This is a genomic window from Bacillus fungorum, from assembly GCF_002746455.1.
Classification (GTDB): Bacteria; Bacillota; Bacilli; order Bacillales; family Bacillaceae_G; genus Bacillus_A; species Bacillus_A fungorum.
On sequence record NZ_NWUW01000019.1, the window covers coordinates 63,961 to 80,453 of the forward strand.

At 35.6% G+C, this 16,493-nt stretch carries 17 protein-coding genes and 1 pseudogene; 17 read left to right on the forward strand and 1 reads right to left on the reverse strand.

Annotation, left to right across the window (positions count from 1 at the left end):
• Positions 1 to 75: 75 nt before the first annotated feature.
• The 6 genes from CO726_RS22040 to CO726_RS22065 all read left to right on the forward strand — a co-directional run bounded on the left by CO726_RS22040 (position 76) and on the right by CO726_RS22065 (position 7,694).
• Positions 76 to 1,776, forward strand: a complete 1,701-nt coding sequence (locus CO726_RS22040; protein ID WP_099685693.1) for an ABC transporter substrate-binding protein — start codon at positions 76 to 78, stop codon at positions 1,774 to 1,776.
• Positions 1,777 to 2,017: 241 nt separating this feature from the next.
• Positions 2,018 to 3,745, forward strand: a complete 1,728-nt coding sequence (locus tag CO726_RS22045) for an ABC transporter substrate-binding protein (protein WP_099685694.1) — start codon at positions 2,018 to 2,020, stop codon at positions 3,743 to 3,745.
• A 103-nt stretch (positions 3,746 to 3,848) separates the two neighbouring features.
• Positions 3,849 to 4,805, forward strand: a complete 957-nt coding sequence (locus tag CO726_RS22050) for an ABC transporter permease (RefSeq protein WP_136699814.1) — start codon at positions 3,849 to 3,851, stop codon at positions 4,803 to 4,805.
• A gap of 12 nt (positions 4,806 to 4,817) precedes the next feature.
• Complete coding sequence (opp4C, locus tag CO726_RS22055; RefSeq protein WP_098758361.1) at positions 4,818 to 5,741, forward strand: oligopeptide ABC transporter permease; 924 nt, start codon at positions 4,818 to 4,820, stop codon at positions 5,739 to 5,741.
• A 10-nt stretch (positions 5,742 to 5,751) separates the two neighbouring features.
• Positions 5,752 to 6,732 (forward strand): ABC transporter ATP-binding protein, encoded by a 981-nt coding sequence (locus tag CO726_RS22060; RefSeq protein ID WP_099685695.1) that lies wholly within the window; start codon positions 5,752 to 5,754, stop codon positions 6,730 to 6,732.
• Positions 6,729 to 7,694 (forward strand): ABC transporter ATP-binding protein, encoded by a 966-nt coding sequence (locus CO726_RS22065; RefSeq protein WP_099685696.1) that lies wholly within the window; start codon positions 6,729 to 6,731, stop codon positions 7,692 to 7,694. The genes CO726_RS22060 and CO726_RS22065 overlap by 4 nt, the downstream gene beginning before the upstream one ends.
• 38 nt (positions 7,695 to 7,732) lie before the next feature.
• Here the strand turns inward: CO726_RS22065 and CO726_RS22070 are convergent, their stop codons facing one another.
• The gene (locus CO726_RS22070) at positions 7,733 to 8,605 is read right to left on the reverse strand and encodes a Cof-type HAD-IIB family hydrolase (protein WP_099685697.1); all 873 of its coding nucleotides are present in this window, start codon (positions 8,603 to 8,605) and stop codon (positions 7,733 to 7,735) included.
• 450 nt (positions 8,606 to 9,055) lie between these two features.
• Here CO726_RS22070 and CO726_RS22075 point away from each other — a divergent pair, with 450 nt between their 5' ends.
• The 11 genes and pseudogenes from CO726_RS22075 to CO726_RS22125 all read left to right on the forward strand — a co-directional run bounded on the left by CO726_RS22075 (position 9,056) and on the right by CO726_RS22125 (position 16,437).
• Entirely contained in the window at positions 9,056 to 9,163 is a 108-nt protein-coding gene (locus CO726_RS22075; RefSeq protein WP_000664237.1) for a DUF3948 family protein, read from the forward strand.
• A 34-nt stretch (positions 9,164 to 9,197) separates the two neighbouring features.
• The gene (locus CO726_RS22080; protein WP_000654250.1) at positions 9,198 to 9,314 is read left to right on the forward strand and encodes a DUF3948 family protein; all 117 of its coding nucleotides are present in this window, start codon (positions 9,198 to 9,200) and stop codon (positions 9,312 to 9,314) included.
• 43 nt (positions 9,315 to 9,357) lie between these two features.
• Complete coding sequence (locus tag CO726_RS22085; protein ID WP_000664237.1) at positions 9,358 to 9,465, forward strand: DUF3948 family protein; 108 nt, start codon at positions 9,358 to 9,360, stop codon at positions 9,463 to 9,465.
• Between the two features lie 42 nt (positions 9,466 to 9,507).
• Positions 9,508 to 9,618: a DUF3948 family protein gene (locus CO726_RS22090; RefSeq protein WP_001083700.1), complete on the forward strand. Its 111-nt coding sequence runs from the start codon at positions 9,508 to 9,510 to the stop codon at positions 9,616 to 9,618.
• 393 nt (positions 9,619 to 10,011) lie between these two features.
• Complete coding sequence (gene hppD, locus CO726_RS22095; RefSeq protein WP_099685698.1) at positions 10,012 to 11,130, forward strand: 4-hydroxyphenylpyruvate dioxygenase; 1,119 nt, start codon at positions 10,012 to 10,014, stop codon at positions 11,128 to 11,130.
• Positions 11,131 to 11,196: 66 nt separating this feature from the next.
• Positions 11,197 to 12,153, forward strand: coding sequence for a fumarylacetoacetate hydrolase family protein (locus CO726_RS22100; RefSeq protein WP_099685699.1), 957 nt, complete (start codon positions 11,197 to 11,199; stop codon positions 12,151 to 12,153).
• Entirely contained in the window at positions 12,119 to 13,291 is a 1,173-nt protein-coding gene (locus CO726_RS22105; protein ID WP_099685700.1) for a homogentisate 1,2-dioxygenase, read from the forward strand. The genes CO726_RS22100 and CO726_RS22105 overlap by 35 nt, the downstream gene beginning before the upstream one ends.
• Positions 13,292 to 13,444: 153 nt before the next feature.
• Positions 13,445 to 13,597: pseudogene (locus CO726_RS32855) on the forward strand (amino acid permease); the annotation flags it as partial.
• Positions 13,582 to 13,719, forward strand: a complete 138-nt coding sequence (locus CO726_RS22115; RefSeq protein WP_281259849.1) for an amino acid permease C-terminal domain-containing protein — start codon at positions 13,582 to 13,584, stop codon at positions 13,717 to 13,719. The pseudogene CO726_RS32855 and the gene CO726_RS22115, both read left to right, overlap by 16 nt.
• A gap of 109 nt (positions 13,720 to 13,828) precedes the next feature.
• The gene (locus CO726_RS22120) at positions 13,829 to 15,100 is read left to right on the forward strand and encodes an MDR family MFS transporter (RefSeq protein WP_099685701.1); all 1,272 of its coding nucleotides are present in this window, start codon (positions 13,829 to 13,831) and stop codon (positions 15,098 to 15,100) included.
• A gap of 251 nt (positions 15,101 to 15,351) precedes the next feature.
• A complete protein-coding gene (locus CO726_RS22125; RefSeq protein ID WP_099685702.1) occupies positions 15,352 to 16,437 on the forward strand; it encodes a D-alanine--D-alanine ligase in 1,086 nt (361 codons plus the stop codon).
• Positions 16,438 to 16,493 lie beyond the last annotated feature (56 nt).

Genomic DNA, 16,493 nt, shown 5'->3' on the forward strand with positions numbered 1-16,493 from the left:
AAAATAAACATAGTTACAGGGATGGGGCTATGTTCCCACATTGTTAAAAATTAGGAAGGTAAAGGTGAGAGTGCAATGAAAAATGTTTTTAAAGGAGCAATTGCTACATTTCTTAGTGTATCAGTATTACTAGCCGGATGTGGTCAAGAGGAAGCGAGTACAAACGAATCTGGGAACGTACCAAAAGTAAAAGATGAATTTATTAAGGCAAGTGACAAAGTAAAAAGTCCCGTAAAAGCAAAAGAAAGAAAAGATACTTTTGTAGTTGGAATGCCGAGTCCTGGGGGGATATTCCTTCCGCACTTTATGGAGAATGGATGGGATGGTAATATAACGCAAGCTATCTTCGCTCCTCTTGTTGGGCTGGATAAGGAAGGAAAGCCAATTCCAATGTTGGCGAAGAAGTGGGATATTTCGGAGGATCAGCTTACATATACATTCTATTTGAAAGATGATTTAAAGTTTAGTGACGGTTCTCCGTTAACTGCAGATGACGTAGCATTTACATTAACGTTATTACATGATCCAACTTATAGTGGTGCGACTGATATAAGCCAAACAGCCATAAAAGGTGGGCAAGCTTATAAAGAAGGAAAGGCAACCTCTATTGAAGGAATTCAAGTCATTGATCCAAAAACAATTACGATTACGACTGAAAAGGTAAATGCTCAAACACTATCATTAATCGGTGGGGAAGTTATATCTAAAGCTTATTATGGGAAAGAGTATAAACAAGGACACTTGGAGTACTTAAAAGAGTTGTATGGGAAGCCGTTGGGAGCAGGAGCTTATAAATTGGATAAATATATTCCTGGTCAAGAGGTTCGATTTGTAGCAAATGAAAATTATTTTCAAGGAAAACCGAAGATTGAGCACTTTATTTACAAAATTACAAAAGGTGATACGAAGCTACAACAATTTCAAGCAGGAGAAGTAGATTATGATGGTTTTACGACAAACGTGGAGACCATTGAACAATTAAAAGAGTTAGGTTTTGCCAATATTAATGTATATACAGGAAGTTCTTACGGCTACATTAAAATGAATTATAAGAAGCCATACTTTAAAGATAAACGTGTCCGCCAAGCATTTATTTACGGATTAGAGCGTCAAAAGGTTATTGATACGTATTTCCAAGGATATGCGTCACTCGTTAATATACCGATTACTCCAGTTTCGTGGGCGTATACAGAAGAAGGTATTAATAAATATGAGTATAACTTAGAGAAAGCAAAGAAATTATTGGATGAGGCTGGATGGAAAGCAGGTTCGGATGGAATCCGTGAAAAAGATGGACAAAAATTGAAAGTAAGTTATTTTGCCTCATCAGCAAGCAAAATAAATGATGTAATGATTCCTGTGATGAAAGAGGATTATAAAAAGCTTGGTGTAGAGTTTAATCCAGAATATATGGATTTTAATACGATGATTTCAAAAGTGATAAAAGGTGATTATGATTTAGCGATGGTATCTACGCCAATGATTGATGATCCGAGTGGAACGATTGAGGAGTTTGTTTCAACAAGTAAACGAAATTATGATGGATATTATAATCAAAAAGTAGATGAATTAGCTAAGCAGGCACTAGAAACATTAGATATTGAAAAACGGAAAGAAATTTATAAAAAGTTGTACCAGGAGTTGAGTGAAAATCCGCCTGTTATTTTCATAAATAATAGTAAAGTTGTGTCTGCGCATAATGCACGCATTCAAGGATTACAAGAAGATAACTATAACGGTATCTTGTTAAGTTTACCTAAATTAAAGATAGAATAATAATTTTTTAAAAATTCTCAAAATATTTATTTAGAAAGAATTGACAAAATATAACGGACGATATAAGCTAATAACCATAAAGTCTACCGGAAAGGTCGGAATAGGATTATTACCCCTCAAATACATCTATTTTTTTATAATTAAAACCGACTTTTCCGATTGGCTATAAATGTGATATGGGAGGCATACATAAGCTAATAAGTTCAAAGGGTATAACTATTAAACAGTTAGGGTGGGGACAATGAAGAAAAAGACAAAAAAATGGGCTGGTGTATTTTCGGTATTACTGAGTAGTTCGCTTGTGTTATCTGCTTGTGGGGGACAGGAGGATACGGCTTCTACAGAGCCGGTTAAACAGCAGGATTTAAAAAATATAAAAGTTGAAAAAATTGCGGCTACAGATAAGACGAAAGTACCTGATAAGGCAAAGAATAGAAAAGATACGTTTATTTCTGGCATCTCAAAGCCGGGGGGAGTTTTTCTACCTTACTTTCAAGAGAACGGTTGGGATGGCAATGTGACATCGGTTATTTTCGCTTCCCTTGTTACAACAGATAAACAAGGAAAACCTATACCAGATCTTGCTGAGAAATGGGATGTCTCTTCAGACCAATTAACATATACATTTCATTTACGCAAAGGCTTGAAATTTAGTGATGGATCGCCATTAACTGCTGACGATGTAGCGTTTACATTATCGCTTCTACATGATAAAGCGTATGAAGGTGGCGATGATATTTCACAATATGCAATTAAAGGTGGAAAGGAATATAAAGAAGGAAAAGCGACGTCTATTGAAGGAATTCAAGTTGTTGATCCACAAACAATTAAAATTACGACCGAAAAGGTTAACTCACAAGCGCTAATTGCTTTAGGTGGTCCAGTATTATCAAAAGCTTATTATGGAAAAGAGTATAAACAAAATACTAGTTTAGATTATTTAAAAGAGTTATATGGGAAACCGATAGCTGCGGGACCATATAAGTTTGAAAAGTATATCCCAGGACAGGAAGTTCGTTTTACAGCAAATGAAAATTATTATGCAGGCAAACCAAAAATTCAAAACTTTATTTATAAGATTACTTCACCGGATACAAAATTCCAATTATTCCAAACAGGTGAGATAGATTATACAGGAGTAGGTTACGGGGATGAAATTTTAGAACAAGTGAAGAGTTTACAGTTTGCAAATGTTGAAATAGAGACTGCTGCTTCATTTAGTTATATAAGAATGAATAGTAAAAAACCGTATTTAAAAGATAAGAAAGTTCGTCAAGCTCTTATTTATGGATTGGATCGTAAAAAGTATGTAGAAACAGCTTTGAAAGGATACGGTACAGTAGCAAATGTTCCAATTCATCCAACATCTTGGGCTTATACAGAAGAGGGAATTAATAAGTACGAATATAACTTAGATAAGGCGAAGAAATTATTAGATGAAGCTGGATGGAAAGCTGGTTCAGACGGAATTCGTGAAAAAGATGGTCAAAAACTTAAATTAACGTATTATGGTGCAAGTTCAGCAAAAGAAGGTGATTTATTTATTCCGATAGCAAAAGAGAACTATAAAGAATTAGGTGTTGAGTTTAATCCTGAATTTATGGATTTCAATACGATGCTATCAAAAGTGAAAAAAGGCGATTATGATTTAGCTTCTGTTGCAACACCAATTACAACAGATCCAAGTGAAACCGTAAGTGGTTACTCCTCAGAAGGTGATGATAATACTTTAGGTTATAAAAATGAAAAAGTAGATGCATTAATTAAAAAAGGAATTGAAACTGTAGATATTGAGAAACGTAAACCAATTTACAAAGAACTGTATAAAGAACTAAGTGATGATCCACCAGTAATTTTATTAAATTATCGTAGAGTCATTACAGCTTACAATGGAAACATTAAAGGAATTGATCCTGAGAAGTATGACAGTATTAGTTCAAACTCACCAGTATTATCTATTGAAAAATAACGAGAAGGATGTATAAGTAGAAGACATTTTTTCATTCGGCTAGTAATATGCTGATTTGAAAAAATGTTCTTCTATTTTAAGCATAAGATTGGAGAGAAAAAGGGTGAAAACGTATATCGTTCGTAGGTTGTTACAAATGATTCCTACACTTTTGGGAACGTCAGTTGTTATTTTCTTCCTGTTCGCACTTCTTCCGGGGGATTATATTGATTCGAATCCAAAGATTACACCGCAAAGGGCGGAAGAGCTTCGGGAATTATACGGATTAAATAAGCCAATTGTTGAACGCTATTTTCACTGGCTAGGTAATGCGTTACAAGGAGACTTTGGTTTTTCGCTTCAATATCAAGAACCTGTAACATCATTATTAAATAAATTTATTTGGAACTCTTTTATTGTAGCAATTGTTGCATTGTTTTTTATTTGGCTAATTGCACTGATTATCGGTGTATTTTCAGCGACAAAACAACATTCTTTATTCGATAAGTTTGTAACAATTGGTATTTTTGCAGCAATGTCATTTCCTTCATTTTTTATAGGTTTGTTTCTAATTAAGGTGTTCGCAGTTGATCTTAAGTTATTACCAATAGGTGGAATGATTGATGTTGGTAGTAATTCAACTGGATTCGCTTATGTGATAGAAGTTGCAAAGCATATGGTTCTACCAGTATTTATTTTGACTCTTCTTGGTGTGGGCTCATTAACTCGCTACTTTAGAACGAGTATGTTAGAAGTTGTAAGACAAGATTACATACGAACGGCACGAGCAAAAGGGTTAAAAGAGAAGACTGTTATTTATAAACATGCATTAAAAAATGCCATTTTACCGGCTATTACATTGCTTGCGTTTGAGTTACCTGGATTGTTTTCTGGAGCAATTATTATTGAACAAATTTTTAACTGGCCAGGGATTGGCGGTATTCAATTGGAAGCACTAAATTTCCGTGATTATACAGTATTGATGGCATTTACGATGTTTCTTTCTTGTTTAACAATCGTTTCAAACTTTTTAGCTGATATCGTATATGCAGTTGTTGATCCACGAATTCGGTTGAAGTAAGGGGGGAAAGAAGTGGAGACTATTACAGCGATTACAGAGAAGAAAGAAAAAAAGAGAAGAAAAAATGAATCATCGCCATGGCGACAAGCTCTTAAGCGGATAAAGAGGAATAAGATGGCGCTCGTAGGGTTGTATGCATTAATTTTTATGTTTTTATTTTGTTTTATTGGTCCGTTCTTTTCACCATATGCATCAGGGAAAATACAAGTTACGTTAATTAACAAACCACCGAGTTTTTCTCATTGGCTTGGTACAGATCAATTAGGAAGGGATATTTTAACGAGACTGATGCAAGCGGGACGAATTTCATTAACAATTGGCTTAGCTTCAATGGTTTTATCCGTGATATTAGGAGCTGTATTAGGGGCTATTGCAGGATTTTATCGTGGCATCGTTGATAATATTATTATGCGTCTTGCTGATATTTTAATGTCAATGCCAGGATTACCGTTACTTATTATAATGGGGGCGATTTTATCAGAGTGGAAAGTACCGTCTGATTATCGTCTGTATGTCATTATGATTATTTTAAGTTTAGTAGGTTGGCCGGGGCTTGCACGCCTTGTACGGGGTCAAATTTTATCACTTAGAGAGCAAGCATTTATGCAAGCTGCTGATGTGCTAGGAATAAAAGATTACCGAAAAATTATATATCACTTAATTCCTAATGTTTTACCAATATTAATTGTTGTATCCACATTAGGCGTTGCAGGTTCTATTTTAGGGGAGTCCGCACTAAGTTACTTAGGTCTCGGCGTCGTCCCACCTACACCATCATGGGGGAATATGATTAGTGCAGCGAACTCATTAATTGACTTCCAAAAGCGTCCGTGGTTATGGATTCCGCCTGGTTTCGCAATCTTTATAACAGTTGTATCAATTAACTTACTTGGTGATGCACTTCGTGATGCATTAGATCCAAAGATGAGACGGTAGGTGAGAAGGTATGAGTAAAGCGGTAGTAGAGCTGAAAGACTTACAAACACACTTTCAGACAGAAGAAGGGACAGTAAAGGCTGTGAATCACGTTAGCTTTTCAGTTCGAGAAGGTGAAACTGTTTGTGTTGTAGGTGAATCAGGTTGCGGGAAGAGTGTAACAGCTTTATCTATTATGGGACTTATTGCTGAATCAGGAAGTGTAGTAGGCGGAGATATTTTATATGAAGGAAAAAGTCTTTTAGGAATGAAAGAGAAAGAGCTTCGTAGTTTACGAGGGAATGATATTGCGATGATTTTCCAAGAACCGATGACATCGCTAAATCCGGTCTTCACTGTAGGAGAGCAAATTGTAGAAACGTTAAGGGAGCATGAATTACTTAGTAAGAATGAAGCGTATAAGAAGGCAATTGAGTTAATTCGCAAAGTCGGCATAGCTCGTGCGGATGAAATCGTCCATTCTTATCCGCACGAACTAAGTGGTGGCATGTTACAACGTATTATGATTGCTGTAGCACTTAGTTGTAATCCTAAGTTATTAATTGCTGATGAACCGACAACGGCTCTTGATGTTACGATTCAAGCTCAAATATTAGACTTATTAAGGCAAATAAAAGAGGAATTTAAAACATCAATTTTATTAATTACACATGATTTAGGCGTTGTAGCAGAAATGGCTGATTACGTTGTCGTTATGTATGGCGGTAAAGTTATTGAAGAAGCACCAGTACTAGAGATATTCCAAAATCCGAAACACCCGTATACGAAAGGGTTGTTGAAATCAAAACCAGTGATGGGAAAACGAATAGATAAACTATATTCTATTCCAGGGCAAGTGCCTAATTTAGTTGGTTTGGATGAGTTTTGCTACTTTAGCGGTCGTTGTGAGCATTGTATGGAAATATGTAAAGAAGAAGTGCCAAATCTGAATGTACATGATGAGAATCATAAAGTAGCTTGCTGGTTATATGAGGAGCGTGCGGAACAATGAGTGAACCATTATTAGAAGTGAAAAACTTAAAAACATATTTTCCAATTAAAGGCGGCATATTTAGTAGAACGGTTGGACATGTAAAAGCAGTTGATGGAGTAAGTTTCACTATTAATAAAGGTGAAGTGTTCGGCCTCGTTGGTGAATCAGGAAGCGGAAAAACGACGATAGGAAAAACAATTTTACGTCTCGTCCAAAAAACGGAGGGGGAAGTGAAGTTTAAAGGACACGATGTTTATTCTCTATCAAAAGAGGAATTGAGAAAACATCGTCCTAATATGCAACTTGTGTTTCAAGATCCATTTAGCTCATTAAATCCGAGAATGAGAATTGGAGAAGCACTTGGTGAGCCGATGTTGGCTCACGGACTAGCGACGAAAGAAAATGTTCGTGAAAAAGTGACAGAAGTATTAGAGTTATGTGGCTTAGCCCCATATCATATTGACCGGTACCCTCATGAGTTTTCTGGTGGACAACGCCAGCGTATCGTTATCGCAAGAGCTATGGTATTAAACCCAGAATTCATTGTAGCTGACGAACCTGTAGCGGCACTAGATGTATCTATTCAAGCACAGATCATTAATTTGTTTAGTGAGTTACAGGAGAAAAAGGGACTATCTTATTTATTCATTTCACATGATTTAAGCGTAGTAGAGCATTTATGTACGAAAATTGGGATTATGTATTTAGGAAAGATCGTGGAAACAGCGCCGCGTGATGAGTTATTTACGAACCCGCTTCATCCGTATACAAAAGCATTGTTATCAGCTGTTCCAATACCAGATCCAACAGTGAAGCGAGAGCGAATTATACTAGAAGGGGATATTCCAAGTCCAGCAAATCCACCTTCGGGTTGTCGTTTTCATACACGTTGCCCATTTGCAACAGATATTTGTAAACAAACGGTACCAGAATTCCGTAATGTTGGTGAGGAGCATTATGTTGCTTGTCATCATGTATAAAAGAGAAGGACTCTTTCAGAGGTTGAAAGAGTCCTTTTTTATTTACTAGATGAAGTTTGTTTCAATACAAATTGCTCAAGTGCATGAGCAACACCATGTTCATTGTTTGTTAATGTTACAACATCACATAGTTTTTTTACATCTTCTTCAGCATTTCCCATTGCAACTGATAAGCCAGCTACTTGTAACATGGGTACATCGTTAAAATTGTCACCGATGGCAATTGTATCTTCAATTGGTATATTAAAATGGGCTGCCATTTGTTTCAGTCCATTCCCTTTATGTCCGTTCTTATCCATAATTTCTAAATTAGTAGGAGCAGATGCTGTAACCATAATATCAGTGTCTTCTTGTAACATACTTAATAGCTGTGCACGATGCTCTGCATTAAATGTCAAAATGAAGAATTTAGATATTTCTAACTCAGGATTATTTACAACATCTTCGATTTTTTGGAAATCAGTAATTAAGTTTGATTTCTTTTGTTTTTCTGTAATTCTTTCAAGTTCCTCAAGTGTAACATCTAGTGCATGCTTGTTTTTTTCGAACGCTTGCATGACTTGATCTTGCCATGTATATGGAGAATAAACTCCTTTATTCGTATATAGCTTATATGGAACACCTTCAGATTCTAGTAATTTTGCAAGTTTGTACACTTTGTCGTTTTGTATACAACGAGAGTTAATTACTTTTCCATCCACATAAACAATTGCCCCATTGCTTGCTCCAACTGGAAGAGATAGTTTATATTCTTCCAACAGTTTTAAAGCATCCTCTTTCGCACGACCAGAACAAATCATGACAATATGACCAGCTTCTTTTGCAGTTTGGATTGCTTGTAAGTTCTCTTTGGAGATTTCAAGATTAGATGATAGTAGCGTACCATCCATATCTAATGCGATTAATTTCAAAATGACCACCTCTTTGTTTTTATTATACATAGTTATATAGAGGAAACATATAAACTTATCTTGGAAAGATTGTATTTTATCTTTCATGAACTATCAGTAAGAATTCGTTAGATTCCATCTTATTAATGAAAGATTTATCTTAATTTGTAACAAAAGTAGAGGTAGGTATGGGTATGTTTCGTTATATGATCGTAATATTACACAAATGTTACAAACGTGAACTTAGTGAAAAACGCATTAAATAAAGGTTTTTAAGGGGATTTATAAAAAAACGTAAAAAAAGTGTAATAAAATTTACGTAATTATATTGCAACGTATCAATAGTTATGTTACATTAATGTTACAAACGTTACGTTATTAAATTTAATGTAACGATAACATAAAAACTATGAAATAAACATTTCTTAGAAATTACATATAGATAACTTATGAAAAGGGAGGATACATAATATGAAAGAGCAAGTATTACAAGTAACAAAAGGTGACTTCGTAGGATCAGCAAGTGGAGCAGTAGTATTAACAGCATTAATCGTATTTCTATCAAGCGTATTAGTATAATAGAAACTTTGTAACAAAAGAAAAAGAAGGGAGAATGAAAGATATGAAAGAGCAAGTATTACAAGTAACAAAAGGTGATTTCGTAGGATCAGCAAGTGGAGCAGTAGTATTAACAGCATTAATCGTATTTCTATCAAGCGTATTAGTATAATAGAAACTTTGTAACAAAAGAAAAAGAAGGGAGAATGAAAGATATGAAAGAGCAAGTATTACAAGTAACAAAAGGTGACTTCGTAGGATCAGCAAGTGGAGCAGTAGTATTAACAGCATTGATCGTATTTCTATCAAGTGTATTAGTATAACAAAAGTTTTAAATTATACGAAATGAAAGGAGAATGAGGAATATGAACAGTGAACAAGTGTTACAAGTAACAAAAACAGATTTATTAGGATCATTAGGTGGAGCGGTAGTATTAACATCATTTATTCTATTCCTTGCAAATGTATTAGTATGAGATATATAAATACAATCATTCAAAAAAAATAAAGACTCTAACGTATTAGTAAGTAGTTAATATGTTGGAGTCTTTTTTATTTTCTTCTTATATACCCTCAATTATTAAAGTTACCTCATTATCCAGCATTCATGGCTAATTAGACGCTGTGGTTGAAACTTGATTCAACGAATAAACAAAAATCCACTGAATAAAATCTCGCTTTATTTCAAAGAGAAAAAAGTCGAATTTTATATGTAAGAAAAAAAGAGGAATTTGACAGAAAAGATAGAAAATTTTAAAGGTCGTAATTTGTTAGCTTGCTAACTAATTTCTATTAATTGATGTTGGAAGCGTTTTCGGTTGGTTTTAAGTATGAACCATTTAATCTATTTACAGGGGGATGAGGATTTTATGAAACAAAAATCTATGGATACGCTAGCTGCACAAATGGAGGACTTTTTTCCAGTACGTGATGTAGATCATTTGGAATTTTACGTAGGGAATGCAAAGCAATCAAGTTATTACCTTGCGAGAGCATTCGGATTCAAAATTGTGGCTTACTCTGGATTAGAAACTGGTAACCGTGAAAAGGTATCTTATGTTCTTGTGCAAAAAAATATGCGTTTTGTTGTGTCTGGAGCTTTAAGTAGCGACAATCGTATTGCAGAGTTTGTAAAGACTCATGGTGATGGCGTGAAAGATGTGGCATTACTTGTTGATGATGTTGATAAAGCATACTCGGAAGCGGTGAAACGTGGTGCCGTCGCAATTGCTCCACCTGTAGAGTTAACAGACGAGAACGGTACATTGAAAAAAGCAGTTATTGGTACGTATGGTGATACAATTCACACGCTTGTAGAGCGTAAAAATTATAAAGGAACATTTATGCCAGGATTCCAAAAGGTCGAGTTTAATATCCCATTTGAAGAATCAGGTTTAATTGCTGTGGACCATGTAGTTGGTAATGTTGAAAAAATGGAAGAGTGGGTTAGTTATTATGAGAACGTTATGGGCTTTAAACAAATGATCCATTTTGACGATGATGATATTAGTACAGAGTATTCAGCGTTAATGTCGAAGGTTATGACAAATGGAAGTCGTATTAAGTTCCCTATTAACGAACCGGCAGATGGAAAGAGAAAATCACAGATTCAAGAATATCTAGAATTCTATAATGGAGCAGGTGTACAGCATCTTGCTTTACTAACAAATGACATTGTTAAAACAGTGGAAGCGCTTCGTGCAAATGGTGTGGAGTTTTTAGATACACCAGATACTTATTATGATGAGTTAAGTGCACGAGTTGGGAAAATTGATGAGGAAATTGATAAGTTAAAAGAATTAAAGATTTTAGTAGATCGCGATGATGAAGGCTACTTACTACAAATCTTTACGAAACCAATTGTAGATCGTCCAACTTTATTTATTGAAATCATTCAACGCAAAGGTTCACGTGGATTTGGAGAAGGGAACTTTAAAGCATTATTCGAATCAATTGAAAGAGAACAAGAGCGTCGCGGAAATTTATAAAATTTATATCCACCAGCAAGAATTCTTTTGTTGGTGGAAATTTCATTTTCATAGGGAGGAATCATGATGAAATTTGTTACATTTCGTCTTCCTTCGAAAGAAATGCGAGCGGGATGGCTTGAAGGTGACAAAGTAATTGATATGAATCTTGCTAGTGATGGGAAATTACCTTCTTCTATGTTCGCCTTTTTAGAGAAAGCGGATGAGTATGTAGAGGTATTGCGTAATAGTAAGAAGCCTGAAAAGGGTATATATTCCTTAGAGGAAGTGCAATTAACAGCAGCAATCCCTAACCCGAGTAGTATTCGGGATTTTTATGCGTTTGAACAGCATGTAAAAACGGCACGCGGCCGAAGAGGGCTAGATGTTGTACCTGAGTGGTACGATATCCCGGTTTTTTATTTTACGAACCATCGTGCTGTAATTGGTCCGGATGATATTGTAATTGGTCCGAAGAAATCTAAAAAACTTGATTATGAGTTAGAGATTGCTTGTGTAATTGGGAAAGAAGGAAGAAATATCTCTCGTGAGCAAGCAGAGGAGTACATTTTTGGTTATTGTATTATGAATGATTGGAGTGCAAGGGATTTACAAGCAACAGAAATGAAGGTAGGACTTGGTCCAGCGAAAGGAAAAGATTTTGCCACTTCATTAGGAGCGCACCTTGTTACAAAAGAGGAACTAGATGTTTATCGTAACGGTGATCGTTATGATTTAGAGATGACGGCTCATGTAAATGGAAAGTTATTATCAAAGGGAAACTTCCAAGATATTTACTATACATTTGCTGAAATGATTGAACGTGCTTCGGAAGACGTTACGTTATATCCAGGCGATGTAATTGGTTCTGGGACAGTAGGAACAGGTTGTATTTTAGAACTGGGTACAGAAGAGTGGCTGCAAGATGGAGATGTTGTAGAACTTACGATTACTGGTTTAGGTACATTACGTAATACGGTCAAAAAAGAAAAGGAAGCAGGTGATGAGCATGTTTTATCGTCACATGGGGGAGCTACCTCATAAACGACATGTACAATTCCGTAAAAAAGATGGATCACTTTATCGTGAACAGGTAATGGGAACGAAAGGTTTTTCTGGTACGCAATCTATTTTGTATCATCATTATATGCCAACGGAAGTATCGCATTCGGCATTATCTCATTCTTGTCAGTTGCAGTATGAAGAAGATGTAGCTCTTGCTCATCGGCATTTTCGCACGAAAGAAAATAAAAAAACTGGCGATGCAGTAAGTGGAAGAAACTTCATCCTTGGAAATGAAGATTTATTAATCGGAGTAGTGACTCCAACAGAAAAAATGGATTATTTCTACCGTAATGGTGATGGCGATGAAATGTTGTTTGTTCATTATGGAACAGGGGAAATCGAAACGATGTTTGGAACGATTCACTATAGAAAAGGTGATTATGTAACGATTCCAATTGGAACGATCTATCGTGTTATTCCAGATGAAGGAGAGACTAAGTTTCTTGTTGTAGAGGCAAATAGCCAAATTACAACGCCGCGTCGCTATCGCAATGAATACGGACAATTGTTAGAGCATAGCCCTTTTTGTGAGAGAGATATTCGTGGTCCTGAAAAATTAGAGACATATGATGAAAAAGGTGAGTTTGTCGTAATGACAAAGTCGAGGGGCTATATGCACAAGCATGTTTTAGGGCATCATCCGTTAGATGTAGTTGGATGGGATGGTTATTTATATCCTTGGGTCTTTAATGTAGAGGACTTTGAACCAATTACAGGTCGTATTCATCAGCCACCTCCAGTACATCAAACGTTCGAGGGTCACAATTTCGTTATTTGTTCTTTCGTACCACGTTTATATGATTATCATCCAGAATCTATTCCAGCTCCGTATTATCATAGTAATGTAAATAGTGATGAAGTCCTTTACTATGTGGAAGGTAATTTTATGAGCAGAAAGGGAGTGGAAGAAGGTTCTATTACACTTCATCCGAGCGGTATTCCTCATGGGCCACACCCTGGGAAAACAGAGGCAAGTATAGGGAAGAAAGAAACGCTTGAATTAGCTGTTATGATAGATACATTTCGTCCGCTTCGCATTGTAAAACAAGCGCATGGAACAGAAGATGAAAAATATATGTATAGCTGGATTGAAGAGGGATCATATACTGTGAAATAAGTAAAAAGAGGCATGCTCAATAACGGAGCATGCCTCTTTTGTGGAATCGACATGTATAATAATACCAAAAAAGTTATAGAAAGATATATAGAAAAAATGATAAAGATAGTGCGTACTCATAAGAATTTCTACTTATTTTGACAAAAGTATTGACTGGGAAAAGTATTTGCATTATTAATTGGATCGGACTTAATGCTGGAGTATTTACTTGCTACCTCTGCTGTGGCAAACGGTTGGTCCGCTTATTTTCAATCTTTATTGAAGGGATTTGGAATCCATATTCCTACCATATGCTTCAATTATCCGGAACGGCTTGGATTAGCTTTGGTATATGGATGGTTATCGGTATTGCGGTTTACTTCTTATATAGCCAAAAACATAGTACTTTAAATAATAGTAAAGACGAAGATGATGCAGCAAATTTATAAGTAGAAAAATCCATCCTAATTCTGTTAGGATGGATTTTTTTATTTTGAAAATTTACATTCTTCTGAATGTATTGTAAGATAATTGGTGGCGAACAAAAGGGGTGGAATGATGAAAAATACATGGCGTGAGTTAAGGGAGATGGACCGTAACGTATGGATTCGGTTTATTGGTGAGACGTTAAATGGAATTGCAATGATGATGTTGATGCCTTTTTTTGCATTATATTTAAAAGATAAGGTAGATTCATTATTACAGGTTGGAGTTATTATGGCGCTTTCTCCAATTGCTGCAAGCTTTGGATCAATTATAGGGGGAAGAATTGCTGATATATATGGAAGAAAGCCGATTATGATATTTTCGATGACGAGTAATGCGGTATTAATGCTCGGTTTTTTATTTATAGAAGGATTTATTCCTTATGCGATTTTATCTGTTTTTTTAGGGTTAAGTAATTCGTTATTTCATCCAGCTGCATCAGCGATGGTTGCGGATGTAACAGCGCCAGAAAAAAGAACAGAAGCATATGGTTTGTTGCGAATGGGGCACAATATAGGTGCTGCAATTGGCCCCATAATGGGCGCTTCGGTAGTTATGTTGTCGAAGAACCTCGTTTTTATTATTGCCTCGTCTACGATGTTATTTTATGCATTACTTGTATTCATCCTTATTCAAGAGACGATGCCAAAGAGTATGAATAAAGAAGAGGAGAAAGAAAAGGAATCGGGAGCAGTGTGGAAAATTGTATTGCGAGATAAGGCACTAATGATTTATTTATTAGCAGGTATCATTATTTCAATGGGATTTTCTCAAACAGAGGGCATGTTGCCACTGCACTTTGATAATGAAATGAAGGATATTTTTGGAACTAACAATCCATACCCATATTTAATGGCGCTAAACGGACTATTAGTTGTGTTGTTCCAATTTCAAATTTCAAAATGGGCTACAGATAAACCTGTCGGAAAGACAATGTTATATGGTGCATGTTTGTTTGGAATTGGATTATTTTTTATAGGATGGTTACCGAAGTGGTTTGGGGCATTTGATGCAAATGTTACAGTTATTTTAATAACACTAATGCTTGTGTATGCCATATATACGTTAGGTGAGATGATTATGTCGCCTGTACAGATGACGTTTGTAGCGAATTTGGCCCCTGAGCATTTGAGAGGGACTTATATGGGAGCTGCAAGTTTGCAATGGATTACAGGAAGTGCATTCGGTCCACTTCTTGGAGGTTTTTTATTAGATCGATTACTTGGCCACTTTTTATTTACAATTTTAGCTGTAGGATGTGTAGTTGCAGGTATTGTATATGTTTCTTTAGATCGTCTCGTTGAACAAAGGCAAAAAGGCACACTAACCAAACAATCTTCTTAATGAGTAGATGACATACACAAAAAAGGGATTTCTACATATTTTAGTTACATAACTAGATTGGGGTGCAATTTTATTTTAGAATTTAAATTCGTGGAATTGTGAAGAAAGTTATATAGAAAAAGTATAGAAAACCAATAAGTGGTGTCATTTAATTATTTGTGGAAGTTACATTTTATTTCAAATAGGAACTACCTATTTTTATAAAAAGTGCTAAAATAGAAAAATGAAAACAATTGGTTAGGGTGATTTCAGTGACAAAAATTAAATTAGGTTTATTATATGGTGGAAAATCAGCTGAGCATCAAGTTTCGCTACAAACGGCTCTTGCTGCTATTAAAGCATTAAATCAAGATAAATTCGAGATTCATCCAATTTATATTACAGAACAAGGTCAATGGGTGCGCGGTGAGCGTATTGCAGGTGAAGTAACAGATGTTGAAGTTCTAAAAATGAGCGGTGCAGAAAATGCAATTTCTCCGTTATCATTAAGTACAGAAATCATTCCATCTGCAGCTTCTGAGGAAAATGCTATCGACGTTATTTTCCCATTACTACATGGACCAAATGGTGAAGATGGAACGGTTCAAGGATTATTAGAATTGATGAACATTCCTTATGTAGGAAACGGTGTTCTAGCATCTGCTGCTGGTATGGATAAAGTTGTTATGAAAAACATCTTTGCAGAAGCTGGATTGAAACAAGCAAAATATGCATCATTCATTCGTAGCGCATGGGAAAAAGATCGTGAAACAGCATATGAAAAAGTAGAAGAAGTATTAGGATATCCTTGCTTCGTAAAACCAGCAAACCTTGGTTCAAGTGTTGGTATTAATAAGTGTAAAAATCGTGAAGAGCTTGAGAGTGCATTTGAAGAGGCATTCCAATTTGACCGTAAAATTATTGTAGAAGAAAATATCGTTGGACGTGAAGTAGAAGTTGGTGTATTAGGTAATGATGAACCGAAATGTTCAGTTGTAGGTGAAATCGTACCGAAAAAAGACTTCTATGATTATAAGTCGAAATATATCGATGGCGATACAGCGTTAATTATTCCAGCTGAAATGACAGAAGAAGAGTCTAATGCTATTAAGCGAGATGCGATTATTGCATTCCAATCGTTAGATGGTGCTGGCTTAACAAGAGCTGATTTCTTCTTAACGAAAGATGGAGAAGTATATATTAACGAAGTAAATACAATGCCAGGATTTACGCCGTTTAGTATGTTCCCTCTACTATGGCAACATACTGGATTACCGTATCCGGAATTAATTGAAGAGCTAATTCGTTTAGCAATCGAGCGTCACGAAGAAAAACAAAAAATTAAATATACAATCTAACAAAAAAGGAGGAGGCACTATTCGCAGGAATAGTGCTTCCTCTATGTAAGGAGTGT